Source organism: Enterococcus sp. DIV1096b (genome assembly GCF_050498765.1).
GTDB lineage: Bacteria > Bacillota > Bacilli > Lactobacillales > Enterococcaceae > Enterococcus_D > Enterococcus_D entomosocium.
In genome coordinates this window covers 803,015-829,791 of the sequence record NZ_JBMHEK010000001.1, presented here as the reverse complement: position 1 = coordinate 829,791, position 26,777 = coordinate 803,015, and the positions used below count along the sequence as shown (strand labels likewise).

Below are 26,777 nucleotides of genomic sequence, written 5' to 3'. Positions count from 1 at the left end.
GGGGCTGGTTTCAAAAGCTGATTTTTCTCCTTGGATAAATTATTTTCGTCATGCTCTGTCCCATTCCAGCCTTCATCTGGCGAGGAAAGCATCAAATTATTCCTCGCTAGTCAAATATTTATATAAAATTATTTGATATTGCTTCTGATAAGATAAGTCTTTTTCAGAAATTCCAAATATTCTTTGCTAAGTAATAAATTGAAAACAGGTGCGTAATTTATTACTATATTTACTTTTACATTTTTTGTATTTTCGAAATAATTGGTTTCTTGTCAATACACACCAACGCTCTTTTAATCGCTCTTCCCTTAATAAATCCTCCCCATCCTGATTGTTCGTCCATGTTTCTTCCGGTAGCTTCCCGATAAAATGAATTTTTTCATGAAGAATCATATTGATTAACTGATTTTCTGACTCAAGAAGTAATCCCCAATGAATGCTTTATCTAATTCTAACAAAATTTGAATTTATGCATTTAACGCAATATGGTTCCTCCATTTTCAAAAAAATTATCTCGTCATTATAAAAACGTTTAAACTCTCGATATAATTCTTCATAGTACAAGTTAGTTTTTTGATATTTTTAAGAATTATCGTCATGAACAACTCTTAGATCTTTATTTTTGTCGCGAATTGATTCCATGCTCTTCATTTTTAGCCACCTCTCAAATATTACTTAAGATGGATTATAGAAGATGATAAGTCACATTTAAACAAGTTATGGAAAAAAGGCGCTAAAAGAAAAGTGATTTTCTCTTAGAGCCTCTCAGGATTGAGCTGTTTTGACGAATGGTAAAGAATCCGATTGTATCTCTTTCATTTCATTTTTTTACACAAACATCTGATATTTAATACAAACACTTAAAAACATCCTTGTAGTTTTTTATAAAATATAGTAGCTTAATTTTTTGTACACAATCGTGTTGTCGTGATTTTGAAAATTAGAAGAATCTATTTTTATTTGTCAAAGTATCAAAAAATAGTTTTTTTATTTTCGTGGATAGCAAGAACCATTCTTTCCGACCATCTAACAAATTGACATCTTCGTGACCACTTTACAGATTATCTTTTCTACGTATAGAAGAGCATGGATTAAAACTTATTTATTAAATTCCTACTATTTGTGTTCAAATCTCCTGATAATAAGTACAGATTTTTGGGTAACTATTTAGAAACTCTGATCCTTTAAGCCCTTGATTTGAATATATTAGATACCGCCTCTCTTTTCTTCGTTTATCCGTTACTTGGTAAAACGCGTATCGGATCGATCAGCTGATCTTGGGGTAAGCTTGGAGACAAACTTACCGCAAAGTGCAAATGCGGACCCGTGCTATTCCCTGTACTCCCAATCGATGCCAAGATGTCTCCTTGAGACACCGTTTGACCCACAGCCACTAAGTTTTGATTGTTATGAGCATAAAGTGTGGTTAGTCCATTCTCATGCTTGATCGCCACATAGTTCCCCCATGATTCATGGTATCCTGAACTAATCACTGTACCTGCAAGGGTTGCATAAACAGGTGTACCCATCGGTGCCGCAAAATCCACGCCTCGGTGAAAATCATCTCCACGTGGGCCAAATGCTGAAGAGACAATCGGATTCATGACAGGGTAGATCATTTCTTCATTGCCTTCTAACAACGTTGCTTTTTCCGTGTCGTAGCTGGTAAGTGCGTATGCTTCAATAATCGCATTTAACTTCTCGCCATATTGTGTGTCCGCCGCATACCGTCCGTTTAAGAATTCCGTTGCATCTTCATAGGAGCCTGTTTTTGACTTCCATGTGCCTTTATAAAAATCACTATAGTGCGCTAAGCCCTCTTTCAACAGCTTTGCATAATCTCTGAAGCTTGCTTCATAGTCTTCATAGCAACGGAACGTCGCATCAATCGTATACATGTTACCTGCTCCATCGTTTTCTTGCGTCTTGAAGGTAATTCCATTTCCTTCAACCGTCCCTTTGATCCCAAAGAGATTATGGTAAGGCGCTTGGCTTAACTTACTTTGACCACTTGCAGATTCAAGAATCGCTTGAGCGATCATAACCGACCCGTAGAGGTCTTCTTCTAAACCGATTTTCCGTGCATCTTCGCCAATCTCTTTGATAAACTCCCACGTTTCTTTAAGAGGGGTGATTTCAATAGCTTTTGATTGATTGGGTTCAGCCGGAGTGCTCTCCTCAAATTCTGATAATGGCGGACGTTGATTTTCAACAGGCCCAGGGACAAGTGATTCCGACTTTGATTCATCATCCGTTGATTGATTTGGCTTAGGAGTAGGTGATGATTTCACTTCTTCTTTTGGCGAATCAACCGGTGTTGAATCTTCTGCTTGAGGCTGTGGATTAGGTTCTTCTGTTTTTTCTTCGGGAACAACAGGACCTTCTTCAATAGGTGGTTTCGCTGACTCTGTTGGTGTTTCTTCATGGGTTTCACTTGGTCGTGTCTCCTGGTCTTCAAGAGTACTCGATTTTTGTTCTTCGGTTGGTGTTTGCTCTATGGCATCCTCTGGACCAACAAGTGTAGCAGAAACTGGAATAGTCGTTAAAAACTGGCTACAGACTAGTGCAAGTGAGATCCATTTTTTTGATTGTTTCACTAAAAAATCCTCCTTTTTCCTCTTTTAATCATACCGAAGATAAAAGGTATTATGTTATCAAATTTTTCGAACTCGAAAGGTTTCAAGGTTTCAAATTAACATCTTATTCATTGTAAGGCTACACGTAAAGCATTTTACTCGATATAGTCAATTTTCAAATATAAAGTAGAAATTAATTAAATAATTGGAGCAAAACAAGAAAGAAATTCTAAATATGGTAAATTTTTGTAATTTATTGGCTATTTTAATTCTTCGAAAGTACCAAGAACTATAGTTTTTTTAATCCTCTACTAATCAGATATATTTCGACTTCTTTGGGTGACAAATTCATAGGTAATAGATTATCGAGATAATTGGTCAAACGATTCATGAATTATAAAGTGAAAATTTGTTTTGTTTTAATTCAATAGTTTCACTTTCCTAAAATCAGTACTTACGATTTGTATGAGTTTTATGTATTTACTAAAGAGAATTGTTATACATATAAACCCCTTACATCCATATATATCCTCTTGAGCCAACTCTCAATAACATTTTTCTGTTTTTTAATTATAATCAAAACATTCATAGATAAGATCTATCTGCATACTACAAAAGTACTTTTAAAATGGTACTAATGAAAGCTTCTTTTATTTTTAATTAACTATGAAAAGCAGTCAAGGAAAATCTTCACATATTAATTCCAGCTGATAAATCACCTCATTGGCGATTCAAATCAATTTTTTAGCGAACTATCCTTTTGTTGATTCATCAGAATTAATGTCTTTATTTCATTTGCATGAAATATAAGTTTGAAGGAGAATTTAATTAAGCAAAGGTTATCCAATCATTGAAAATAAAAAATTAATCTGGAAAAGAATTTACATTGCTTTATCATAGAATTGTTTTTTAAACCACTTAGCATTTCCTGTTAACTAATAGCCAAAACCTCATTGTTATTTACTTTTATTGATTGATGGTTTGTTCTATTCATTGTATCTTGATAGAGTTGTTGTAATTTATACGTTAATATTTCTTCGATCATTTGATAGTCACGGTAAAACAAAGGGGGGTCAACTACACATATAGTTTCAACCGTATTTTTAAGTGATGGCATTGTGGTAATAACTAGGTAGTTATCTCTATCCTTTGGAATAGTTTCAGACATTTGCAAGTTAAAATATTTATCAAACTGCCCTCTTAATCTTCTTTTCAGATCTTCCTGAACTAGAAAAGGTAAATCTGAATCAATGACTACATTGATTTGTGGTTCATAATCAGTCAAACGACCAAAATAAGAAAAGAGAGCCAAGTATTTTTTAACTAAGAAAGCTTCTTGCGCCAAAATTGTCTCGTTTTCTTCATGTTTCATCTCGCGAATAAACTTTAGAATCTTATTGTTTAAATGTTGTAGTGCATCTGTATTCTCAAACGTTCCATATCCATCTGCATCAAGAGGGACATTCGGAAAAATTTTAGATTGAAGGTGAGTACAGAAACAGTACGTGTAAACTAATTCAAGACTCTCTGGTGGTATTGAGAAAAATTCTTGTTCAAATTTATCTATCATTTGATTGGTTAATCTATAAATATCGGTATCATTTTTTTTATGATATTTTAGCACTCTTTTTTTTATTTTATCAGATTTATACATTCGGTGCTTAGTTTCCATTATCATAAGAATAAACAAAATTTCATTACTGTCAAAAATTTGATAGTGACGCATACCTTTAATGAGTATTTCTTCTTTACTGCTCAAAGATTTAATATTAACGTATTTTTCCCATTCAGGATAATGATCAATATACAATTTCTTACGATTGCGAATCAAACAAATCGCCATGAAATAAGATATTTGTTTTCTTTGAATATTGGAGAAAGTTAAATCTAATTCTTGTTCGATTGTATCAATTGATTGGTACAATCGCTGTTCATCGATATAGTGAAATGGCCAACAATCATTTTTGTAGATTGACCAGAGAATGTTATAAATAAAGATCCTGATAGTTTTTTCTTCACCAACCAACGTTAATTTTTTAGAATCGACCTTAAGATCAAAAGAAGTCAGTAATGGCTCTATTTCTATTAATGCATTTTTTATTGCGTATATACTAATAAAATGCTTCTGAGAATATTTCTTGATTGGTTCGGTTTTTAATAAGCATAGATCCAAAAGCAGTCTCATATTTTGATCATTGCAAAAAATATACAATTTAAATTGTTCTATTGAAGAGTCACTAAAGTCAAATTTAATACCTTTGAACTTTTCATAATGCATTATCAAACTTTTTTGTTTTTCATCATTATATTCATTAACTAACTCTTCTAAATAGTGAATGTAGCGTTGGGCACTTCGGTTGCTAATATCCAATTCAGAACTTATTTTTTTTACCTCGAGCCAACTATTTTCAATTTGAAATAATTCAATTAATTGATAACTGATTTTATTTCTTTTTTCCAGTAATTGAAATAATTCTCTTCTCATACCCAACACTCCATTCAACATTCAAATTGCTTTCTTTATTGTTTAATTTTATTTATATCTTAAAATCCTTTGGGAAATTTTTTTCAAAAAATCAGTAATTATTATTATTGAGTGTATATTTACTAATTTTCAGATTCAATTGGGAACTTAACGGTATACGTATGCTCTATCATATCATTATCCTCATTTCTTGCATGAAAAGTAATCTCAATTGCTGTGATATCAGGAAGATTTTCTTCGTCTTTCACTTTAAAGTGGATATAGCCGTCTTTGTGGTCATTTGATTTAGTAAATTCATCATTCCATGTATTTGTGAAAAAATCAGCTTCAACTTTTGAGCCATCAGCAAGTACAATTTCAGCATGATTTGGTGACACAAAACGATAAGTATTATCTTTAAGATACATTTTATATTTTAATGAGAGGAGAGTTTTATATGTGTCATCCTCCGTATCTTCATAGTGATCAACTGTGACTAGCTTCATATGATCAATATTAAGATTAATCGCATCCCAATCATCATTTTCATAGTTAGTATTATAAGACAATATGTCTTTTATTTTTGGATTAATATTTGTCGACACGATTTGTTTAAAATAGCCATCATCTTTAAGATACCCTTCACCTACAACTGCTTCATCACCAGAATCGTCTGTGTATAAAACCTCTGTTCCTGATACATCAGCAATTTTACTTGTTTCTTCTACTTTCCCACATGCGCCTAATAAGGAAAACATTCCGATGGTCACGGTTGCAATTCCTATTCCTTTACTGTATTTCATTATTTTTTCCTCCAATAATATTTTTATTTTACCTTCTTTAATCAGTGTGTAAAGCCATGAGTGTGGGGACCTTCATTAGCATGCATAGAAACATTTGCTTTGGTCAGTTCAGAAATAGAGGCATTAAAGTCATTGATAAGTTCCTCGGCCATGTTCATTCCAAAATCTCCTCGGCAAACAAAACGTTGAATAACAACTTCATCTAAGTCTTTAGGCAATGGATAAGCTGGAACTTGCCAACCTTTCATTTGCAAGCGATCAGCTAAGTCATACAAAGTCCAAGCCACTTGTTGATCGTCTTTCAATTTGTAGCAAACGAGTGGGATATTCTCGCCATTGTTATAGATATCGAATAAACCTGTCTCTTCTATTGCTTTAGCTACTTTCATTGCTACTTTTTGGGTACGCTTGTGAATATCTCGGTAACCATCAAAGCCATAACGATAAAAATTATAGTATTGACCTAAAATTTGACTCGCTCCACGAGAAAAATTAATCGCCATAGTTGGCATATGCCCACCCAAATAGCTTACATTAAAGATCAATTCTTCCGGTAAATATACTCGATCTCGCCAAACAATCCATCCGACACCTGGATAAACCAGACCATATTTGTGACCAGAAGTATTGATTGACACTACATTTTTTAGTCGGAAATCCCATTCCAAATCTGGAAATACGAAGGGGGCGAACATCGCTCCACTTGCACCATCCACATGAATTCCTAGTGAGCGACCATTTTCTTGGTTATAATCTTCAACCAACTGGTCTAAAGCTTTGATATCATCAAATTTTCCTGTATAAGTGATTCCCAAAATACCAACAATTCCAATGGTATAGTCATCAACATAATTCATAACTTTGTCGATATTAATACTCATATGTTCCTTATCCATCGGTACAGTACGCATTTCAATATCCCAGTAAACACAGAACTTTTCCCAGCATACTTGAAATCCTGATGAAATCACAAGGTTTGGTTTTTTCTTTTGTACATCTAATCCGCGAGCAATGGCTTCATTACGCCATTTAAATTTCATCGCCATGCCACCGAGCATACATGCTTCACTTGACCCAACAGTTGATGTACCAATCATCTTTTCTTGATCGGGAACATGCCATAAATCTGCAATAATATTTACACAGGCTTTCTCTATTTGTGCGGTACTTGGATATTCAGATTTATCAATAGCATTCTTTTCAAATGTTTCTGTCATTAGTTTCGTTGCTTCGGGTTCCATATATGTTTGACAAAACGTAGCCATATTTTGGCGAGCATTTCCTTCATCGATCAATTGATCTTTAATTAATCGATAGGCTAATTCTGGTTGTACTGGCTTTTTTCTCAATTTTTTTAAAATAACATCTTCACTTGATTGTTTGGTGCCGAACAGTGGTGTGTTGTTAGTCATTAATTTTCCCTCCAAATATTGGTTAGACAGATTTAATTATAAGGTTACGATCAACTGGGAATTTTTGTACAGTTGACTCTTCAAGTAATTTTTCGGTAATCATTGCTTTTGTAACACTATTACTATCATAGTCTTTATAATAGATTGATTTTGTCTCGTTGCACATAATACTAATAAACTGAGAATAATCTTGCTCACCAGTTTCTTTTAGTACAATTCCTTTAGGTATGCTGACAGTAGACAAGATATTCAATGCGTTCATAACGCCTTCTTCTTCATTCTCCGCTTGATCGATATATTCTTTGAAAAATGCAGCTCTGACAAAGCGTTCAGGAGGAGTATATCCACCGGGCAAGCTTGAGGTCCCTGTTCCTTGAGAAAACGGGGTTGCTTCAAAAGAGTCAAATGTCACTGATGGAAGTTGTTTTGGCTGCGCACCTAAATAATTTCTGAGATTTTGAATATGCCATTCTAAATGCGGTGTATTTGTCATAACACGAACAGGATTTTCTTTAAAGTATAATTCTTTTTCAGTTGGTTCAATCACGATTACTCGGCCATTTTTATCTGAAATAATCCAATGCAACGGTGTAACGAATCCTAATTCAGGAACAGGACGGCTAACTAAATTTATTAACGGTAATTGTTCTTCTAAAGCATCCAAAGATTGAATATTTCCTAATACCCAAAGAATAAACTCGTGGGGACAAATATTAATTTTGTCAGTTTCTGCTTCTTTTTGGTAAACTGCTTCGCCAGGAAGATAAAGTTCTGCAATTGAAATTCCAGCTTCGTTGACGCCATCACTAACGAAATAGTTACATGAAATTTGTTCTCCTGTTCCTAAAAAGCCTAGTTGATTGCTCCAGACCTTTTGATCACTCGCTGATGTCCATAAATAATCACGAGGAATATAAAGTGGTGTAACATTTAAGGGATATGAGAAATCCATTGTCCTTGCCAAAAGATGTTTCCGGTCTTTTGTTCTTGTAAAAATACTTGTACACATATTCTATTTCTCCTTTTATGATTTTTTGTTTTGTTATTACAATTATTATTTTAAGAGGAAATCATTGGTATGATTGTTTAGATGTTGTCGTTTATTGCGCCAATTTTAATACTTTTATACTCAGAATTTCTCTACTAACGGCTTAAGTATGTACATTGGTTATTTCCCCTACTTGATTTCAAAATAAGAGCCCATGACTATATCCGTCATGGGCGTTCAAGACCTTATTAACTGGAAGAAACTACTTCACACTGTGCAAATCATCTTTATTGATGATCCCACCTATGATTTTGGCCATTCCAAAAAGCAGGAAGTAATTGCCTATCAATGTCGGTACTGCAATAATCAATGTATCACCACCAATAAGAAGCAATAAACCTATTAGACAGCCAATCAAATCGACAATCAGTGAAAAGTAGTAATACGGCATTGCAATCAGTTTAGCCAAGTCCAACATGAAGAAGGACAATACTGAATCGCAGATAAACCAAAATCCAAAAAGTATTGATAATGAACTAACATCTAGCGTTGTATTCACTACCAAGATCAATCCAATGATACAATCCACAAAGCCTATCACAAGTGCTGAATATTGTTTGCGTTTAGTTCTTTGTGCAATTTTTTGATGATTCATCAGTTCAAAACATCCTTTGATTAATGAAAATACGCCGACTAATTGAATAGAAGCAATAACGCTTTCCTTTGAATACCTCATGGCTAATACCGCCATAATCAAGTAAATGATTCCAGTCAACAATTGTAGGAAGCGATAAGATTTTATAAAACTTTTTTTATTATTCATGATGTATCTCCTTCTCATATACTTTATCTTTTTTCTTTGTTATTTTAATTTGTTCTGCTAAACGTTCTTTGTCATCTGTCTCTAAGGCTAACATTTTTTGATTATCATTTAATAAGGAAACATCTCGTAAATGTTTTTTTTGCAATATAGCCATAGACACACGTAAAAAGATAAGAAATAAAACTATCAATGAAACTAATATTGTAAAACATTTAATAAGCAATTGGTGGCTTATTCCGCTGGCAATTGCATTTCTAAAAGCGTATAAAGAATAAGTCATTGGTAAAAATGGATGAATGATCTGGAAAAATTTTCCTTGCGTTTCGATTGGAAAAGTCCCTGCTGCGCCGCCAAGTTGCAAGACCAACAAAATCATTGCTACAAATCGACCAGGATTATCAAATGTAACTGCTAAAAACATCACAATCGCCATATAAGCCCAAGCAGTAATGAGCGCTGTAACGTATAAAGCTGGAATACTATATGCTGGTAGCCCTAAGAGCAGCATAATTGTTACTTGGATAATAGCCATCATGGATGAAACTACAAATCCCAAACTTGCTTTACTTAACCACCACGCTCCACTACTTTGACCATCCATAGAAGATTTTCTGACTGGATACACAAAATTGAATAGCATACATCCTACAAACAATGCCAATGACATAATGTAAGGTGCTAAAGCTTCGCCATAGTTGTCTACTTTAGTGTAAAGATCATTATCTAGGGATACTGGATCTACAAACTGGTTGATAGTTTTATGAGTAATTTTCACACTGTCCGCCTTGTCGACCCCTTCGTCTAATCCACTTGCTAATTCTGCTGCACCAGCTTGAAGTTTTTTAATACCAGAAACTAATTCTGGTGACTTGCTGTTCAATTCGTTCAATCCAGCATCTAATTGTTCGCTACCGTTATACAACTGTTCGACACCACTACTCAAGCTTGGGATTTTACTATTAAGTTCACCCAATCCATCAGTTAACTGTGAACTACCAGAAGAAAGTTGTTGTACTGCTGACTCCATTAATGGAATATCCTCAGCAGCTGTATTCAGCATCTGGCTCAGCTGATTTAACTGGGCAATAATTTGTTGTGCACCTTCAGCCTTAGGAACAATCCCCATAGCTTCATCTAACTGCTGACTTCCAATTTTTATAGCTGATAAAGTATCTTGAACATTTGCTGTATTTTTTGACATACTACTAGCCACTTGACTCATTTCACTTGCTTGTAGTGCCAATTGTGCTGTAATTGTTGACAAAGCATCCAAGTTTCCATTAATTTCATTTATATGAGCGGTGATAGATTGATTTAAGTTAGTTAAATTTTGATCCACAATACCGCTAATGTTACTAATTAAACTATTTTTCGCTTCTTCCGATAATTCCTGATTAGTTTGAATCAAATCTTTAATCTGGCTGGTGATTTTTTGGTTAGCCGTTCCTAGATCTCCAGCAATGACCTGTAATTTAGATGAAATCGCAGAATTTTGTTGTTCTATTTCATTGGCATCAATAGAAGCTTGATTTAAAGCCGTTGTATTTGTAATTAACTCTGCTAATTGATTTTGTGCGCGTTCAATCTGTTCATTCAGCTTGATTCTCGTTTCTTCACTCAAATGATTTTCAAAATTTTCTAGAGCATCAGCCATATCTTGTGCAGCTGTTGATAAATTTGAGAGTCCACTATCTAATAGATTGATACGGTTTTGATTAGCTTGAATCCCTGCTTCGACTTTGTTTAAAGCTGAACTAAGTTCTTGTGATCCGTTCGCTAATTTGTCGACACCGCTGGCCAAAGGTCCAACCGCTGATTCCAACTGTTCAGTACCCGAAGCTAATTTACTGGCACCTATATCTGCTTGTGAAACACCATTCGTGTACTGATCTATCCCTGTTTCAAGTTGCCCTGTACCTGAAGATAGCTCATTTGCTCCAGAAGCAGCTTCACTAATAGCCCCAATCATTTTGCTTGCTATCTGATCGACAGCACTAGCATATGCTTCTACTACTTGATTTCGAATTTTGATCTCCAATGCATTGGCAACAACCTCTGAGATTTCTTGTCCGATATAATTGTATGAACCATTCGTTGTGTAGATAAGTTCCATTTTCTTTGGTTCGTTATCCATAATGCTAACTGCTGATTGCGAAAAATCTTTTGGTATTGTCACAATAGTATAGTACTTCATATCTTTCATGCCTTCTGCAGCTTCTTTTGAATCTACTATATGCCAATCGACATCTTTGTTTTTTTTAATATTATCAATAACCTGCTCACCAACATTGACTTTTTGTCCCAACATTTCAACAGATTCGTCTTCGTTGACTAAAGCAATAGGAAAATCTTTAATTCCTCCATACGGATCCCACAACGATTTATCAAAAACCGAGGTATATATAATGGGAATAAACGTTATTGCAATAACTGATATTAATAAGATTTTATTATTTAATAAATTTTTGAATTCTTTTAATGCCATCTTCATTATGCGCTACCCCTTGATATTTGTTCTTCCTTGTGACGTTTGCTATAACACTGATAAAAAATAAATGGACAAGCAAGTGTCACTACAAATCCAACTATTAAACTAACAAGATATAAACTACTTTTACCCTTTGGTACCGTTGAAGGAACAATGAATGCTGTGCAAACTGCAGCAATCGAAATCAATAGGCCGCAACCCGCTACGATTCCCTTAGTCCACTGACCACCAGGAATTTGGAATTCTCGGTTAAGCGATTTATGTTTAAATAAAAGTACGAAATAAGCTACGAAGAACAAAATATAGGCGCTTAAGTAAATCAATACTGTTAAAGAAATAGCTGTCTGAAAACCAACATTTCCACCTGATTCCTTAGATCCAAAAGTAAGTAATGCAGCCCATACTGTTACTATAAGTCCTTGAATCATCAAAATTCTAACTGGTACGTTATTTGCATTTTTTTGAGCCAACTTTTTCGGAAGCAAATGCTTACTTGCTGCAAATTGTAATCCTTCAGTTGGACTCACAATCCAAGAACTAACTTGTGCTAATATGCCGAATGAAGTTAGAAAGCCTATAATTTTAACTAACAATCCGACATGCCCTGGAGACATCAATTGCGTCGCCGTATCTATAACCCCTTGATTAGCAGATATTTTTCCTGTTAAAACCGTTGAAACGACACAGCCACCAATCGTGCTCATCATGATCCCAACGATGACTAAAACCATCAAAAGTTTTGGATAATTCTTTTTGCCATCTTTTAAGTCCGAAAAGTGAGTTGCTGAAGCTTCTACACCCATATACGCTAAGACAAATGAGGTCAACGCTCCAATATTTCCTTTGTTAGGTAAGAAGGACGAATGTGTAAAGTGAGACGAAACAGCATGTCCTTGTTTAAAGTATGCAACAGTATATCCAAACAATACGAGTACCGGGAGAATGATTCCGACTGAGAACCCTAATTTCGCCATTTTAGCAGTTGTTTCGGTCCCCCGTAATTGCAAGAATGTCAAAATCCAAAAAATACCGACAACTGAGACAAATTTAAACACTGGATCATTATTCATTGCGGGTATTTCCAAAACGTACGATAACGTACCCACAATAAAATAAATCATTGTAACAAAACCAACTGTGACTTGGAACCATTGAAAGAAAAGCGCTGCAAACCCGTATTTCTCTCCAAGTGGTTTTCCAACCCAACTATAAATGCCTCCTTCTTGATAACCCTCAATTGTGGCAAGCTCTGCTGAGCACAAGGACACTGGTAAAAACCAGAAGAATCCACAGAGTAATAAATAAAAAACCAATGCTTTACCCACAACTGCAAACGTAGGATACTCATATACAGTAACAAATAATGAAGCTGTCATTGCAAAAAACGAAAAATTTGACATACTGTTTTTTTTCATGTATTTAAATTCCTTTCATCCATTTCTATTTTTATTTTATTTCTTTTTTAGTTTACTAATGAACAGGAAGTAATGTTATGCGATTATTGTCGAAATAAAAGACAAACCATACAAAAACTCCATTACTTGAACAATAAAAAGAATTGTAGAAGTGAGAGAACTATTCGAACAATACTTTAAAAACAAAAAGATCAGCACAAAACTGATCTCTTTTTGACAAGAATATTCTATTTAATCAGTATCAAAATTAATCTAAATGATTTTGTGCAGTTTTTATATCTTCTTGAACTTCCTCATAGTCAAAGCGTTCAATTGAACCGTTGTACTTTTCGACAATCATTGTATTTAATAATGTCTCGTCCGTTTCATCAATATATATCAATAATCCAACTTGATTTTCTTTCAATTCACCAGCGATTTTATCAAAAACTGTGATTGTTTTTTTATTTTTCAAATAATTAGTACTCATACCTGCAATATCTCCAACAATCCAACCACAGAGAACACCTAGAGGCCCCGCAAGTATGCCTACCAACATGCCGATTAAACTCCCTTTGACCACACGATTACCACTTACGTAGTCAACACTATCTTTGATTGTAATATCTGTACCTACTTTATTTTTTTCAATTACTGCGGCTTGTTTGATATATAAGGTATTACTGTTATTAATATTTTTCATTTGTGAGAAGGCTTCATAAGTAGTTGCTGAATCCGAAAATGTTACTAATGCTATTTTTTTCATATTATTTTCCTCTTTCCTTGTAACTGTATTCAACTGTCTGTATTCTTTAACTGCTTTACATGTCTGATGGCAATGGTTTAATGTTTTTGGCACTTAAAATTTTTTACAGCCATCTATAGAAATTTTATTGTAGATATTTAAGGAATAGATTTCTCCTAGATCCATTGTTCTTTAGTTAAAGAATATTTTTTCATGTTAGTACATGTAACTCTCTATAATCATTAATTTCTTAGTTAAGTAAGCAGAAAACTTTTTTGTTCTAATTTAGAAATGGCTTCTTCAATTGTTGTTGCTCTTACTTGAACCATTTCATTTGACGCTAGGTACACTATAAATTGATTTTTATCTATATTGAATGTTACACGATATTCTAGATCATTTGTTTTAAATTTCATTTAGTTTACTTCCTTTTTTACATCTGCTTGACTCCTTTCAAGCAGTGCATGATTTTTTTCCTATTAAGCAAACATTCTCTTGAATGTTTTTAAGTACATCTTGATATTATTAAAACGAGGTATCTCAAATACTTGAGACATCCGTACATACGAAAAATCGAATGCTCCGTTTTCACTTGAGTGGATAACACATTGTTAGTAAAGATAGTTCGTTAAGTTTGCTCTACAAATCATCTATTAAATGCAAATCTTTTTAATGTTTTAGAACTACTTGATTGCATTCAGTTTGGTTGAATTGTTAAATATGCAGATGCATAAATCATATGAACTGATACAATATTTTAAATACTTACTATGACCTCTACTCCGTTTTTCTAATATCAATTAATCTTAGTTATATTTTTCCTATATATTCAATTGATTTCTAGGTTACTTTTTTTCATTCACTTTAATTTAAGTTTGTTTGAAAAAATTACCCAATCCTAAGTTAGTATACGATGTACCCGCAGATAACAATTTCATTTGGTTTAATATTAGTGAAATAAAGTTAATCTTGACTAACAACCGAAACTGTCGAATCTATTTAACTGATTGATGAATTATCTTTGATGAGATAATTGAATTTAACGCATTCAATATCCTTGTTTACGGATCCGTAAACAAATACGCGATAATTAAGCATTCGTCAATCACAAGCAATATTTTCTTTGTTATTTACTATTTGATAATATTGCTTGATAATCATATGTCATTGAAAGATTAAGTGCTTCATCGTTTGATACTTGATTTTCCAATGAAAAAAATGAATATCTGGTCCTTTCCATTTTTTCTTGATTAAAGTAAATAGTTGCTTCCTTACTGACGCATAAACTCTGACTATTTTGCTTTTTTTATGGTTCTCACTCCTTTATTTTCGCCTACATTTAGTATTATGTTTGTCATAAGATTGGGACTCATTTTGCAAGATTCCTGTTTTTTTTCCTGCATAAAAAATTCCTAATGCGACAACACCTAAACCAATACTCGTTTTTACTAGATTATTCATCAAATGTTTCATCTACCTTTCAATATAAATATCTTACGCATACATCAAAGTCAGATATTGTTTCATCCTAAAATTTATGCGATTAATTTCATGTAGAATGTGCTTGAAAAATTAAAATATCTTTTTCTCAACAACCGTTTTGCTGAAAAAATATTTATAGTATCTTGCTCGATGGTATCTATTTTCACTTTTTTTGATCGAGCTCATTGATTCAGTGAAGGATATTTTCGACCAATTTGCTAACTTGCTCTATGCCTGTTGAAATAGAGCGCTTTCTTCATCTACATTAGTTCATTAATATAATCTTCGAAATCAACCATTTCTTTTTCATCATATGTTTCATAAAGATTGGCTTCATGTAAGATATGCTTGATCTCATGTAATGCTCTTTTCTCAATGAACCATCTCTTTAAAGCATGCTTCTTTTTATCTTGTTCTAAGGTATTCAATTTTGCTAATTCGTAATCTAATTTTTTCATTGTTTTTATAATATTCTCTACTACATTCTTGTCCCTTTTTTCGTAATTTTTCATATATATATCACCCTTTTAATTGACGTAACTAATTGATTGTACTAATTCATTTACTTCGTATGTTTTATAGTGATCTGCTTCATTAAGAATGTGACGAATTTCATGTAGTGCTTCTTTTTCAGCGAAAGATTTTTTCAACGTATGTTTTTGTTGACCTTTAGATAAGTAATCAATTTTGTCAAAGTTATTATCTAATTTGATGATAGTTTTTTGAATTTTTTTTATAACGTACTTTTCTTTTTCTGTGTAATTTGTCATCCATTGCTCTCCCTTTTCACTTTAATGACTGATTCATATATTTTTCAAATTCTCTTTTTTGATGTCTTTTCGTCGGTTGGCAAAGCATAACGATCAAGACGATCCACCCAATCACCGGTAGCAAACCAATTAATAACCATGCAGCGGATCGATTGATATCATGTAGACGTCTAACTGTCAACGTGAATTGTGCAATAAACAATAGAATACCTATACTGATCACAAATATGTTAGTGCTATCAAATGTAATATAAGAAAATCCTGTTAATGTAATCCCTGTACTGTAGAACAATAAGTTGTATAGTACGCTATAAACGATTGTTGGGATCCAATATTGTTTTCTAGTTGCAGTATAATTCCACTTCAACATGTCCTTCCAAAATTCTAATAAAGGGGTCATTTTTCATCTTCTTTCTTTTTGCTATATTTCCTATTACTAAAACTTTTTTCTGCTTTGTTCAAAAATTATACTTGGTTAATGATCATATCTCACCGCCTTTTTTGTTTAATATTTTTCTTTCATAACTCTAGATTAACCCTTTTTTTTATTCGTAATAACAAAGTATTGTCCAATTATTCGCCGATTTTTTTATCCATAAAAGCTTTCTATGATAAATTTCTTTTAAAATAAATTTTTCAAAAAGGATCTTAAGTTTGTAGAGGTATAGAATCAGAATTGATTGTTCACCCCCATTTTTATTCATGCCTTTATTCACTTCCGCTCGCAATACCTTTAAACAAAAACCCATGTTTCAACAGGACGAAAAAGTAGCTTTAGCGAAAAAATCCTTTAAATATGCTGATTAGTTATATTTGTAGCTTTAAAGTTGAAAAAATATGACTAATAAAATCAATACTTACAGATAAAAATTTAAATCCTTCTTTTTATCTTATAAGGATTTATTCCTAACCAGAGCAAAAGCTAACTTGATACAAAAAAATGCTCTATAAATATTATTCGGATAAAACTATACAGAATTTTGTGATTCATTTTGCTACTAAATCAATCTTAAACTGTCCAACACAAAAAAATTCACTTAATTTTCTAAAAACGAAAATTATTCAGTTTACCTTATCTCATATCAAAAGTTTTTTATTAAAGAATTTTACAACATCGATGATAAGACATCTTCAAGTGACTCGTATGGTAAGTTAGTTTATCGCTTTTCTTAAAAGAGCAGAATGATTCGTAGTATCGTAACCCTGTTTAAAAGATTATTTTTCTAATTATCTTCTTTAAGAAAATTTTTACTTCTGAGAAAGCGTCCATTCCTTATTAGTACAGAACCTTAAGAATTAAGTCATTTATTCTAAGAAGTATAGATAAACCAGTGTTTCCTGTTCATTTAGTTACTAAATTATTCAACATCAAATAAGAATATTTCTCGTATTGCCCCCCCTAAAACGAATCAAATTTTTGTTTATAAGAAAGAATAATTTTTACAGTTATACTTTACTTCCTTTTAGCGTATCAACTATTGGCTGTCGGATAATGCGACAGAAATCGCATCTTATACCTATTTGATTTCATTAAAATGAAGTCATAAAAAAAGGAGGTATACTTATGTATAGAAGTAATGGAAATTATGAAGCCTTTGCTAAACCAAAAAAACCTAATAACGCAGATGAAATTTCAGCATATTTGATTGGCTCCGGATTAGCTTCACTTTCTGCAGCTGCATTTTTAATCAGAGATGGTCAAGTGAAAGGTGAAAAAATTCATATCATTGAAGAACTACCAATTACAGGAGGTTCTTTAGATGGAATGTACAAGCAAGAGTATGGATTTGTTACTAGAGGCGGTAGAGAGATGGAGAGTCATTTTGAATGTTTATGGGATCTATACCGCTCAATTCCATCTTTAGAGGTAGAAGGTGCATCTGTTTTAGATGAATTTTATTGGTTAAATAAAGAAGATCCTAATTCATCACACTGTAGACTTATTTACAAAAAGGGAGAACGCTTTCCAAGTGATGGTAATTTAACTTTAAGCGAAAAGGCAACTAAGGAAATTTTTGCTCTTTGCTTAATGAAAGAAAATCAATTACAAGATAAAAAAATCTCAGATGTATTTTCGAAAGATTTTTTTGAATCAAACTTTTGGGCTTATTGGAGTACAATGTTTGCCTTTGAAAAATGGCATTCAGCGATGGAAATGCGTAGATACTTAATGCGCTTTGTTCATCACATCGATGCACTAGCAGATTTTTCATCATTGAAATTTACTAAGTACAATCAATATGAGTCGCTTGTTTTACCACTACTTTCTTATCTGAAAAATCATGGAGTGCATTTCCTATATAATACAAAAGTAGAAAATATAATCATTGACACAAAAAATAATGAAAAAGTAGCACAAAGCATAATCTTAACAAACGAAGACGAAAAACAAACGATTGAACTAAGTAAAAATGATTTAGTCTTTGTAACTAATGGATCTATTACAGAAAGTTCAACATATGGTAATAATGATACGCCAGCGCCTCCAACACATGATTTAGGTGGAAGCTGGACACTATGGAAGAGACTAGCTGATCAGGATCCATCATTCGGACGTCCAGAGAAATTTTGTGATAACTTACCTCCAGAAAGCTGGTTTGTTTCCGCGACAATTACAACACTAGATAAAAAAATTGCTCCTTACATTGAAAAAATAAGTAAAAGAGATCCATATGCAGGAAAAGTAGTGACCGGTGGAATCGTCCATGTAAAGGATTCAAATTGGAAGTTAAGTTACACACTGAACAGACAGCCACATTTCAAGAGTCAGCCAAAGGATCAATTAGTCGTTTGGGTTTATGCGCTACTATCTAACAAACCAGGTAATTATATTAAAAAATCAATTACAGAATGTACAGGAAATGAAATTGCACAGGAGTGGTTGTACCAAATGGGTGTACCAGTAAGTAAAATTAAGAATTTAGCACTAAATTCTTGCAACACTGTACCTTGTTATATGCCATATATAACATCTTACTTTATGCCTAGAGCAAATGGTGACCGACCATTGGTTATACCTAAAGGATCTAAAAACTTAGCCTTTATTGGTAACTTTGCTGAGACTGAAAGAGATACTGTTTTTACAACAGAGTATTCCGTCCGAACTGCGATGGAAGCTGTTTATACACTGTTAGATATTGATCGTGGTGTTCCCGAAGTCTTTGCGTCATCTTATGACATAAGAATGTTACTTAAAGCCTTTTACTACCTGAATGATAGAAAAGGAATAAAAGAGGTGAAAGTTCCATTATTAGCCAAATTAATCGAAAAACATGAGCTGAAAAAAATAAAAGGAACTTTCTTAGAAGAATTACTGCAAGAATCAAAATTACTTTAGAAAAGTTTTAAAAAATTAATCAAATTGATTAAGGAGGAAGTTAATATGTATTATTCTAATGGGAACTATCATGCATTTGCACATCCTAAGAAACCAAAAGGTGTTGAAGATAAATCAGCATATTTAATCGGATCTGGTTTAGCATCGTTAGCAGCTGCTGTATTTTTGATTCGTGATGGACAGATGCCAGGTAAGAATATTCATATTTTAGAAGAGTTATCCTTACCCGGTGGGAGCCTCGATGCCGCACTACAACCCGAAAATGGTTTTGTTATGCGTGGTGGTCGAGAAATGGAAGAACATTTCGAAACATTGTGGGATTTATTCCGTTCAATCCCTTCTTTAGATACCAAAAATGCTACAGTTTTAGATGAATTTTTCTGGCTAGCAAAAGAAGATCCAAGTTTCTCTCATGCTCGTATAATTGAAAATAATGGAATAAGAATGGCTACAGATGGACAACTTAAACTGTCCAAACAAGATATTAGAGAAATTTTATCCTTAGTTTTAATGACAGAGGAAGAATTGAATGATACAAAGATAAATGACATATTTAGTCCAGAGTTTTTTGAATCAAATTTTTGGTTATATTGGGCATCAATGTTTGCTTTTGAGCCTTGGGCTTCAGCGATGGAAATGCGGCGATATTTATTAAGGTTTGTACACCACGTAGGAGCATTGGCTGATATGTCATCATTAAGATTTACTAAGTATAATCAATATGAATCATTGGTAAAACCACTGATTCATTATTTAGAAGAACATCATGTTCATTTCCAATATAACACAGCGGTTAAAAACGTAATTGTAAAAAAAGATGAAGACAAAAAAATTGCCACTTCATTAGAGTTAGTGGTCGATGGAATTGAAAAAACCATCTCTTTGACAGAGAATGACCTGATCTTTGTAACGAACGGTTCTATTACAGAAAGTACTACGTACGGAAGCAACCACAAGCCTGCTGATCCCAATCACGAACTAGGAGCTTCTTGGGCATTATGGAAAGCTTTAGCCAGACAAGATTCAGACTTTGGTAAACCAGAAAAATTTTGTGATAACATTCCAAAAGAAAACTGGGTGATTTCAGGAACAATTACATTAAAAGATGATCGTGTATTACCGTATATTGAAAATATTAGTAAAAAAGATCCTCGTAGTGGATCAATTGTAACAAGTGGACCTGTTACAATCAAAGATTCAAGCTGGTTTTATGGCTATTCTATTAGTCGACAACCTGTTTATAAAGCTCAAAATCCAAATGAAACAGTTGTTTGGGTCTACGGTCTATTTTCTGACAAAAAAGGCGATTTTGTGAAGAAAAAAATTACAGAATGTACAGGTATTGAATTATGCGAAGAATGGCTATATCATATTGGTGTTCCAATCTCTGAAATTCATGATATTGCTACAAATTCTGCGAATACGATACCAAGCCATATGCCATATATCACTTCTTACTTTATGCCAAGAGCTGTGGGAGATCGTCCGTTAGTTGTACCAAAAGGTTCACAAAATTTAGCCTTTATAGGTAATTTTGCAGAAACGGATCGGGATACTGTTTTTACAACAGAGTATTCGGTTAGAACAGCTATGGAAGCCGTTTATACATTGTTAGAGATTGATCGTGGTGTTCCAGAAGTATTTGCCTCCTCTTTTGATGTCAGGACTATTTTAGAAACCCTTTACTATCTAAATGATCAAAAAGGACTAAATGAAGTGAATATGCCTTTAATTGATCACCTTATTGAAAAAGAAGCGTTGAAGAAGGTTAGAGGAAGTTATATAGAAGAGCTATTAGAGAATGCAAATCTGATTTAAATCGACTTCTTACAATTAAAAAAGAATGAATTTACTACGCAATTGATGCATTATTGCACGTATCTTCCCCAAACAATAATAAAAGTAAGTCATTCGTATTCTCTTAGGACATAGTTGAGACAGCCAAGGATTTTTTAAACAAAGACGAAACAATTCATTTTTATCAAAATTAAGACATTAACAATATAATTAGGATGTAAAAATATTGACAACTTAACAATTAGGCTCTTTGTCATCTAATATTGTTGAAGAAAATCCTAAGAATCATATCACTTAATATTTTTCCTAAAGAAAATTTATACGATTGTAAAAAGTTTAACTTTTTCGGAGTGGAGAAATCCACTCCATTTTTGTATGCTTTTATTGATGATTTGAGGAAGCTTTTAATACATCTTATCTATATTATACCGGACTCTGACAGCTTAGTTTCCCTCCATATGATTGTAATTGTAGTAATCAAGTTAGATATCAATTTCTCACATCAATGAGAATCTCTTCCGTCATAAATTTTATACTTTAATAGGCTAAAGAAATTCTCCATAATTGAATTATCTAAAAAATTCTCTTTACGAAACATAGTTTGGAAGTCTTATGTCCTTTCAATCCATGCCTCTAAGCTTTAATTTATTATTTTCATCTTTTAATAGGACTTATGTATTTGCTATAAATTTCTCTCTAGGTAGTTTCCTCTACTCTTCGTAAAATTGTTTGATTTTGATTATCTACTTAGACAAAAAAATTCATAACTTAATGTCGATTTTTCTGCACTAAAAAAGGTGTCAGTAACTTTTAAGTTTCTGACACCTTTTTTATTACATATTTTGAAACAGCTAAAAATTGTCCATAACTTTTATACCAAAATGGATTGTTCGAAGTATTTTACCTTTGAACAATCCATTTTAATTTTTTTAGATATATATGAAATTAACTTCTCAATCCAATTCCCTTATTCACCAGGTAATAACAAATTCCATAAAGGACAATGATAAATCCAATAAGAAGTGACAATGAAATAGCAATTGGAACATCCGTCGTTCCTAAGAATCCATATCTAAATCCGGAGATCATATATACTATGGGGTTGATTTTAGAAACAGCCTGCCAAAAAGGAGGCAGCATTGATATCGCATAAAAAACACCGCCCAAATATGTAAGAGGCTGTAAGACAAAGGTTGGGACAATCGAGACGTCATCATAAGATTGAGCGAAAACCCCATTGATTAGACCTGCAAGTGAGAATAAGATTGCCGTCATTAATAATGTGACGATCACAATAAGCCAAGAATGGACATGTAGCGGAACAAAGAACAATGATATCAACGTGACTAAAGACCCGACCAGGATACTCCTTCCAAGTCCCCCCACTACAAACCCCCAGATGATAATATGTGTAGGTACAGGAGCAACTAATAGTTCCTCAATATTTTTCTGGAATTTTTGTGAGAAAAAGGAAGATGATACATTTGCATATGAACTTGTAATTGCTGACATCATTATTAAACCTGGTACAATAAATTCCATATATGAAAAGCCGCCCATATCACCAATACGGCCCCCAATCATTTTCCCAAAAATAATAAAGTACAAAGAAGTTGTAATAACAGGTGGTACCAGTGTTTGTACCCAAATTCGAAGATACCTATTTGTCTCTTTTATTGCTAAGCTTTTCAATGCTGTGTAGTAAAGATTAAACATGATTCTCCTCCAATGTTTTTTCTTCTGTTATTTTCAAGAACAATTCTTCTAATCGATTAGACTTATTCCTTAGGGACAAAACTTTCACTTCTTGATCACTCAATTGTTTAAAAATATTGTTTACACCTTGATCACGCTGCACGACGACTACTAATGTCGTATCATCTTCAAAATAGTATTCATAACCCAAAATTTCTGGTTTATTCTCACTGGATTCTAAGTCAAAAATAAAGGTTTCGTATTGCAGCTTTGAAAGGATACTTTTCATACTAGTGTTCTCGATCAACTCACCTGATTGAATAATCCCGATGTTTCGACAAAGAAGCTCTGCTTCTTCTAAATAATGTGTGGTAAGAATGATTGTTGTTCCTTGATGATTCAACTCCCTTAAGAAGTTCCACATATCACGTCGCAACTCTATATCTACTCCTGCAGTCGGCTCATCTAAGATAAGTAAATTAGGTTCATGCATTAATGCTCGTGCTATCATTAATCTTCTTTTCATTCCTCCGGATAGCATACGTGCTCGCACATTTCTTTTTTCCCATAAGTTTGATTGTTTTAAATACTTTTCAGCTCTACTCAGTGCTTCTTTTCGTGAAACCCCATAGTAGCCTGCTTGATTGACAACGATTTGTTGGACTGTCTCGAAGGGATTGAAATTGAATTCCTGAGGGACAAGTCCAATTTTCTGTTTGGCTCTTACTAAATCTGTATCAATGTCATAGCCAAATATTTTTACCTTTCCCGAAGTCTTATTTACTAATGAAGTAATAATTCCAATAGTCGTGGATTTACCCGCTCCGTTTGGTCCCAGGAGTGCATAAAAATCTCCTTCATCCACTGTTAAATCAATCCCTTTCAAAGCCTCTACACCTGTAGCATAAGTCTTTTTTAAATTCTTAATTTCTAATGCATAAGACATTAATCAATCCTCGCTTTCTTGCTCTAAGTAACATGCTATCTTCTATTGACCGAAATAAAATCATGCAACCAAGAAGGTCACATGACTTTATGAATTTTTGAATTTACTTCGCTCTTTTTTTAGCGACTATATATAAGACAAAAATCAGAATAAGGATATTTAAAAATACACCGAATCGAATGGGAAAATTTAAAAGTTTAGCAACCGCAAAAGCAAATATAACACCAACAATACGTGCGGCGGTTCGCTTTTCTTCTGTCATAAGTTATTGCGCCTCTTCCTCATTTAATCTTGTATCTTTAAGAATTTCCTGATAATTTTTGTTTCCTCCAGATAAATTGTAGACTTGTCTGAAACCTTTTTTCAGTAGAATATTTTGAGCTGCATTTCCAGTAACTCCTTTATTACAGTAAGTTACGGTCACACATTCTTTATCCAACTCTTCATATCGGTCTCTTAACTCAGCTAAAGTTATGTGAATTGCTCCTATAACTCTTGAAGTTTCAAACTGTTTTCTTGATCTGGTATCAATAATTTGTAATTGTTCACCGTTTTCAATTCTTCTTAGTAGCTCTATAGGAGTCATTAGCGGTGTGTTATTATTTACATCGTTGTTCAAAGCCATCCCGGTATAATGAATAGGATCTTTTGTTGTAGAAAAAGGTGGAGCGTATGCTAGATCTAGGTGGAATAAATCTTCAGCAGTTGCGCCAAATGAAATAGCAGTAGCAAGCACATCGATACGCTTATCTACACCATCATAACCAATGATTTGTGCCCCAAGTATCTTCCCGTTTTCTTTATTTGCGATCGCTTTGATCACCATTTCTTTACCATTCATATAGTCCGGCTTATTAGGTTTAATATTATATAAAGTAGTAATGGCTATATCATTTGCTAAAGCATCTTTTTCTGTGAGACCAGTTTGAGCGATTGTAATATCAAAGAATCGTAAAATACCAGTTCCTAAGATTCCCTTATGTCGTAGATCGCCACCGGTAATAACATCTCCTGCGATCCTTCCCATTTTATTGGCTGTTGAAGCTAAAGGTCGATAAATAGGTCGCCTAGTTATGCGATCAAAACTTTCTGCTACATCACCCACAGCATAAACATTTGGAAGATTGGTTTCTAACTTATCGTTTACTTCTATAGCTCCGGTAATTCCTAATTTAATTCCCATGGATTTTGCTAATGCGGTGTTCGGCTTTACTCCAGTAGCTAATACAAAAATATCTGCCGTAAAGATAGTTCCTTTAGCCGTTTCAATAGACTTCAGACGACCATCACTGTTAACTTTTCTGATGGTTTCTTCAGGGAAAAAGGTAATGTTTTTCCTTTTCATTTCATTAATGATTCTTGAAGACATGTCCCAGTCTAAATGGGACATGGGATATTTACTTCGTTGAAGTAACGAGACCTCAAGACCTAATCTTTGCAACTGCTCGGCCATTTCTAAACCAATATATCCAGCGCCGATGACAACAGCTTTTTTTGGCTCGTTTTCATCTACAAACTTCTTGATACTTTTCCCACTCGAAATGTTTTTCACCTGAAAAACATTCTCAAAATGTCTATTAACAAATATTTCTGGGGTATTATAAACCGATCCTGTGGCAAACACTAAAACATCAAAGTTATTCGTAAATGTTTTTTCTGTAATTAGATTGATTCCGTGAACCAATTTTTTATCATAGTCAACCTGAGTTATTTCATGAGAGGTATGAATATCTACGTTGTACCTTTTTTTAAACCATTCAGCATCACGAGGCGTCAGTTCATCAAAGTTTTCCACTTCTCCACCCACTGCATATGGAATCCCACAAACTGCGTAAGACACATCTATATCTTTATCATACAAAACAATCTCTGCATCTTCAGTATTCCTTCTTGCTTTTGCAGCGACACTTGTTCCAGCAGCGACAGATCCAATAATGATGATTTTCATTTCTCCACACCTATCCTTTATATGTTCTTGATTTCACTCAAAGATTCCGGATTTATGAACCAGTCTTTTGTTTTATTAGAAACCTTAACTAAAAGTAACATAACCGGCACTTCCACAAGTACACCTACGACTGTTGCTAAAGTTGCTCCTGACTGTAATCCAAAGAGTGATATTGATACCGCTACTGCTAATTCAAAAAAGTTACTTGCTCCTATCATTCCGGCGGGTGAAGCAATATTATGTGGCAACTTCCAAAATCTTGCCCAACTATAAGCAATTGTAAATATTAAAACCGTTTGAATCGTCAAAGGAATTGCAATCAATAAAATATGCAATGGATTAGCAATGATTCTTTCACCTTGGAAGGAGAAGATAATGATCAAAGTTAGTAATAACCCAATAATCGTCACTGAATCAAATTTCTTTAAGAATATATTTTCAAAATAGGTTAACCCTCTTTTTTTTATGATCAACACTCGAGTAATGAAGCCTAAAAACAATGGAACAACTACAAAAAGAACAGTAGACAGTAATAAAGTAGCTAAGGGGACACTTACATTATCAACACCTAACAAGAAAGCAACAATAGGTGCAAATAATACTAGGATAATTAAATCGTTGATTGCGACTTGAACCAAAGTATAGGCAGAGTCACCTTTTGTTAGGTAGCTCCACACAAAAACCATCGCTGTACATGGTGCAGCTCCTAGAATAACCGCACCAGCGACGTATTCTTTTGCTAGTTCTATTGGTATCAATTGTTGGAAAATCACATAAAAAAAGAGTGCTGAAATGCCATACATCGTAAACGGTTTAATAAGCCAATTAGTAACGCATGTGATGATCAAACCCTTAGGTTTTTTAGCAGCACGAACAATACTAGTAAAATCAATTTTTAACATCATAGGATAAATCATCAACCATATTAAAATAGCCGTTGGAATTGAAACCTGAAAATACTCAAATTGACTTAATGTATCAGGAATAGTTGGTGCAAATTGTCCGATCAACACACCGACAATCATGCACAAGATTACCCATAGAGTTAAATACTTTTCAAAAAATCCTAACCCTTCAGTTTTACCTTTTGGTTTCATTTTTCTTCCCCC

General features: G+C 33.5%; 20 protein-coding genes. 2 read left to right on the top strand and 18 right to left on the bottom strand.

What is annotated here, in order from left to right:
- Positions 1-1,232 precede the first annotated feature (1,232 nt).
- The 13 genes from IGJ17_RS03815 to IGJ17_RS03755 all read right to left on the bottom strand — a co-directional run bounded on the left by IGJ17_RS03815 (position 1,233) and on the right by IGJ17_RS03755 (position 16,315).
- The gene (locus IGJ17_RS03815) at positions 1,233-2,597 is read right to left on the bottom strand and encodes a peptidoglycan DD-metalloendopeptidase family protein (RefSeq protein WP_429961092.1); all 1,365 of its coding nucleotides are present in this window, start codon (positions 2,595-2,597) and stop codon (positions 1,233-1,235) included.
- Positions 2,598-3,507: 910 nt separating this feature from the next.
- Positions 3,508-5,061, bottom strand: a complete 1,554-nt coding sequence (locus tag IGJ17_RS03810) for a helix-turn-helix domain-containing protein (protein ID WP_429961091.1) — start codon at positions 5,059-5,061, stop codon at positions 3,508-3,510.
- A gap of 122 nt (positions 5,062-5,183) precedes the next feature.
- On the bottom strand, positions 5,184-5,843 hold the full coding sequence (locus IGJ17_RS03805; protein ID WP_429961090.1) for a hypothetical protein: 660 nt from the start codon (positions 5,841-5,843) through the stop codon (positions 5,184-5,186).
- Positions 5,844-5,884: 41 nt separating this feature from the next.
- Positions 5,885-7,255, bottom strand: a complete 1,371-nt coding sequence (locus tag IGJ17_RS03800; RefSeq protein ID WP_429961089.1) for a glutamate decarboxylase — start codon at positions 7,253-7,255, stop codon at positions 5,885-5,887.
- Positions 7,256-7,277: 22 nt separating this feature from the next.
- The gene (locus IGJ17_RS03795) at positions 7,278-8,264 is read right to left on the bottom strand and encodes a choloylglycine hydrolase family protein (RefSeq protein ID WP_429961088.1); all 987 of its coding nucleotides are present in this window, start codon (positions 8,262-8,264) and stop codon (positions 7,278-7,280) included.
- A 241-nt stretch (positions 8,265-8,505) separates the two neighbouring features.
- On the bottom strand, positions 8,506-9,066 hold the full coding sequence (locus IGJ17_RS03790; RefSeq protein ID WP_429961087.1) for a DUF308 domain-containing protein: 561 nt from the start codon (positions 9,064-9,066) through the stop codon (positions 8,506-8,508).
- Positions 9,059-11,557, bottom strand: a complete 2,499-nt coding sequence (locus IGJ17_RS03785; RefSeq protein ID WP_429961086.1) for a YhgE/Pip family protein — start codon at positions 11,555-11,557, stop codon at positions 9,059-9,061. Before IGJ17_RS03785 ends, IGJ17_RS03790 begins: the two co-directional genes overlap by 8 nt.
- On the bottom strand, positions 11,557-12,969 hold the full coding sequence (locus IGJ17_RS03780; protein ID WP_429961085.1) for an amino acid permease: 1,413 nt from the start codon (positions 12,967-12,969) through the stop codon (positions 11,557-11,559). The genes IGJ17_RS03785 and IGJ17_RS03780 overlap by 1 nt, the downstream gene beginning before the upstream one ends.
- Before the next feature lie 247 nt (positions 12,970-13,216).
- Positions 13,217-13,714, bottom strand: coding sequence for a hypothetical protein (locus IGJ17_RS03775; protein ID WP_429961084.1), 498 nt, complete (start codon positions 13,712-13,714; stop codon positions 13,217-13,219).
- A gap of 233 nt (positions 13,715-13,947) precedes the next feature.
- A complete protein-coding gene (locus IGJ17_RS03770) occupies positions 13,948-14,109 on the bottom strand; it encodes a hypothetical protein (protein ID WP_176324028.1) in 162 nt (53 codons plus the stop codon).
- A 1,326-nt stretch (positions 14,110-15,435) separates the two neighbouring features.
- A complete protein-coding gene (locus IGJ17_RS03765) occupies positions 15,436-15,687 on the bottom strand; it encodes a hypothetical protein (RefSeq protein WP_429961083.1) in 252 nt (83 codons plus the stop codon).
- 15 nt (positions 15,688-15,702) lie between these two features.
- Entirely contained in the window at positions 15,703-15,945 is a 243-nt protein-coding gene (locus IGJ17_RS03760) for a hypothetical protein (protein ID WP_429961082.1), read from the bottom strand.
- Between the two features lie 16 nt (positions 15,946-15,961).
- On the bottom strand, positions 15,962-16,315 hold the full coding sequence (locus IGJ17_RS03755; RefSeq protein ID WP_429961625.1) for a DUF805 domain-containing protein: 354 nt from the start codon (positions 16,313-16,315) through the stop codon (positions 15,962-15,964).
- A gap of 1,194 nt (positions 16,316-17,509) precedes the next feature.
- Here IGJ17_RS03755 and IGJ17_RS03750 point away from each other — a divergent pair.
- Together IGJ17_RS03750 and IGJ17_RS03745 are read left to right on the top strand one after the other, a co-directional pair.
- On the top strand, positions 17,510-19,282 hold the full coding sequence (locus tag IGJ17_RS03750) for an oleate hydratase (RefSeq protein ID WP_429961081.1): 1,773 nt from the start codon (positions 17,510-17,512) through the stop codon (positions 19,280-19,282).
- Positions 19,283-19,327: 45 nt separating this feature from the next.
- The gene (locus IGJ17_RS03745) at positions 19,328-21,100 is read left to right on the top strand and encodes an oleate hydratase (protein ID WP_429961080.1); all 1,773 of its coding nucleotides are present in this window, start codon (positions 19,328-19,330) and stop codon (positions 21,098-21,100) included.
- 924 nt (positions 21,101-22,024) lie between these two features.
- Here IGJ17_RS03745 and IGJ17_RS03740 read toward each other — a convergent pair.
- From IGJ17_RS03740 to arsB, 5 genes are all read right to left on the bottom strand, one after another.
- The gene (locus IGJ17_RS03740; RefSeq protein ID WP_429961079.1) at positions 22,025-22,795 is read right to left on the bottom strand and encodes an ABC transporter permease; all 771 of its coding nucleotides are present in this window, start codon (positions 22,793-22,795) and stop codon (positions 22,025-22,027) included.
- Positions 22,788-23,720: an ABC transporter ATP-binding protein gene (locus IGJ17_RS03735; RefSeq protein WP_429961078.1), complete on the bottom strand. Its 933-nt coding sequence runs from the start codon at positions 23,718-23,720 to the stop codon at positions 22,788-22,790. The genes IGJ17_RS03740 and IGJ17_RS03735 overlap by 8 nt, the downstream gene beginning before the upstream one ends.
- A gap of 103 nt (positions 23,721-23,823) precedes the next feature.
- Complete coding sequence (locus IGJ17_RS03730) at positions 23,824-23,982, bottom strand: hypothetical protein (RefSeq protein ID WP_429961077.1); 159 nt, start codon at positions 23,980-23,982, stop codon at positions 23,824-23,826.
- Positions 23,983-23,985: 3 nt separating this feature from the next.
- On the bottom strand, positions 23,986-25,668 hold the full coding sequence (locus tag IGJ17_RS03725; protein ID WP_429961076.1) for an FAD-dependent oxidoreductase: 1,683 nt from the start codon (positions 25,666-25,668) through the stop codon (positions 23,986-23,988).
- Between the two features lie 17 nt (positions 25,669-25,685).
- Positions 25,686-26,765 carry an ACR3 family arsenite efflux transporter gene (arsB, locus tag IGJ17_RS03720; RefSeq protein WP_429961075.1) on the bottom strand — a complete coding sequence of 360 codons (1,080 nt, stop codon included), beginning with the start codon at positions 26,763-26,765 and terminating at the stop codon, positions 25,686-25,688.
- Between the last annotated feature and the right edge of the window lie 12 nt (positions 26,766-26,777).

Coding starts and splice junctions, on each gene's coding strand:
- IGJ17_RS03790 (WP_429961087.1), bottom strand. CDS start 9,066: ATGAATAATAAAAAAAGTTTTATAAAATCTTATCGCTTCCTACAATTG.
- IGJ17_RS03785 (WP_429961086.1), bottom strand. CDS start 11,557: ATGAAGATGGCATTAAAAGAATTCAAAAATTTATTAAATAATAAAATC.
- IGJ17_RS03745 (WP_429961080.1), top strand. CDS start 19,328: ATGTATTATTCTAATGGGAACTATCATGCATTTGCACATCCTAAGAAA.
- IGJ17_RS03725 (WP_429961076.1), bottom strand. CDS start 25,668: ATGAAAATCATCATTATTGGATCTGTCGCTGCTGGAACAAGTGTCGCT.
- IGJ17_RS03730 (WP_429961077.1), bottom strand. CDS start 23,982: ATGACAGAAGAAAAGCGAACCGCCGCACGTATTGTTGGTGTTATATTT.
- IGJ17_RS03755 (WP_429961625.1), bottom strand. CDS start 16,315: ATGTTGAAGTGGAATTATACTGCAACTAGAAAACAATATTGGATCCCA.
- arsB (WP_429961075.1), bottom strand. CDS start 26,765: ATGAAACCAAAAGGTAAAACTGAAGGGTTAGGATTTTTTGAAAAGTAT.
- IGJ17_RS03740 (WP_429961079.1), bottom strand. CDS start 22,795: ATGTTTAATCTTTACTACACAGCATTGAAAAGCTTAGCAATAAAAGAG.
- IGJ17_RS03765 (WP_429961083.1), bottom strand. CDS start 15,687: ATGAAAAATTACGAAAAAAGGGACAAGAATGTAGTAGAGAATATTATA.
- IGJ17_RS03800 (WP_429961089.1), bottom strand. CDS start 7,255: ATGACTAACAACACACCACTGTTCGGCACCAAACAATCAAGTGAAGAT.
- IGJ17_RS03735 (WP_429961078.1), bottom strand. CDS start 23,720: ATGTCTTATGCATTAGAAATTAAGAATTTAAAAAAGACTTATGCTACA.
- IGJ17_RS03760 (WP_429961082.1), bottom strand. CDS start 15,945: ATGACAAATTACACAGAAAAAGAAAAGTACGTTATAAAAAAAATTCAA.
- IGJ17_RS03780 (WP_429961085.1), bottom strand. CDS start 12,969: ATGAAAAAAAACAGTATGTCAAATTTTTCGTTTTTTGCAATGACAGCT.
- IGJ17_RS03795 (WP_429961088.1), bottom strand. CDS start 8,264: ATGTGTACAAGTATTTTTACAAGAACAAAAGACCGGAAACATCTTTTG.
- IGJ17_RS03775 (WP_429961084.1), bottom strand. CDS start 13,714: ATGAAAAAAATAGCATTAGTAACATTTTCGGATTCAGCAACTACTTAT.
- IGJ17_RS03805 (WP_429961090.1), bottom strand. CDS start 5,843: ATGAAATACAGTAAAGGAATAGGAATTGCAACCGTGACCATCGGAATG.
- IGJ17_RS03810 (WP_429961091.1), bottom strand. CDS start 5,061: ATGAGAAGAGAATTATTTCAATTACTGGAAAAAAGAAATAAAATCAGT.
- IGJ17_RS03750 (WP_429961081.1), top strand. CDS start 17,510: ATGTATAGAAGTAATGGAAATTATGAAGCCTTTGCTAAACCAAAAAAA.
- IGJ17_RS03770 (WP_176324028.1), bottom strand. CDS start 14,109: ATGAAATTTAAAACAAATGATCTAGAATATCGTGTAACATTCAATATA.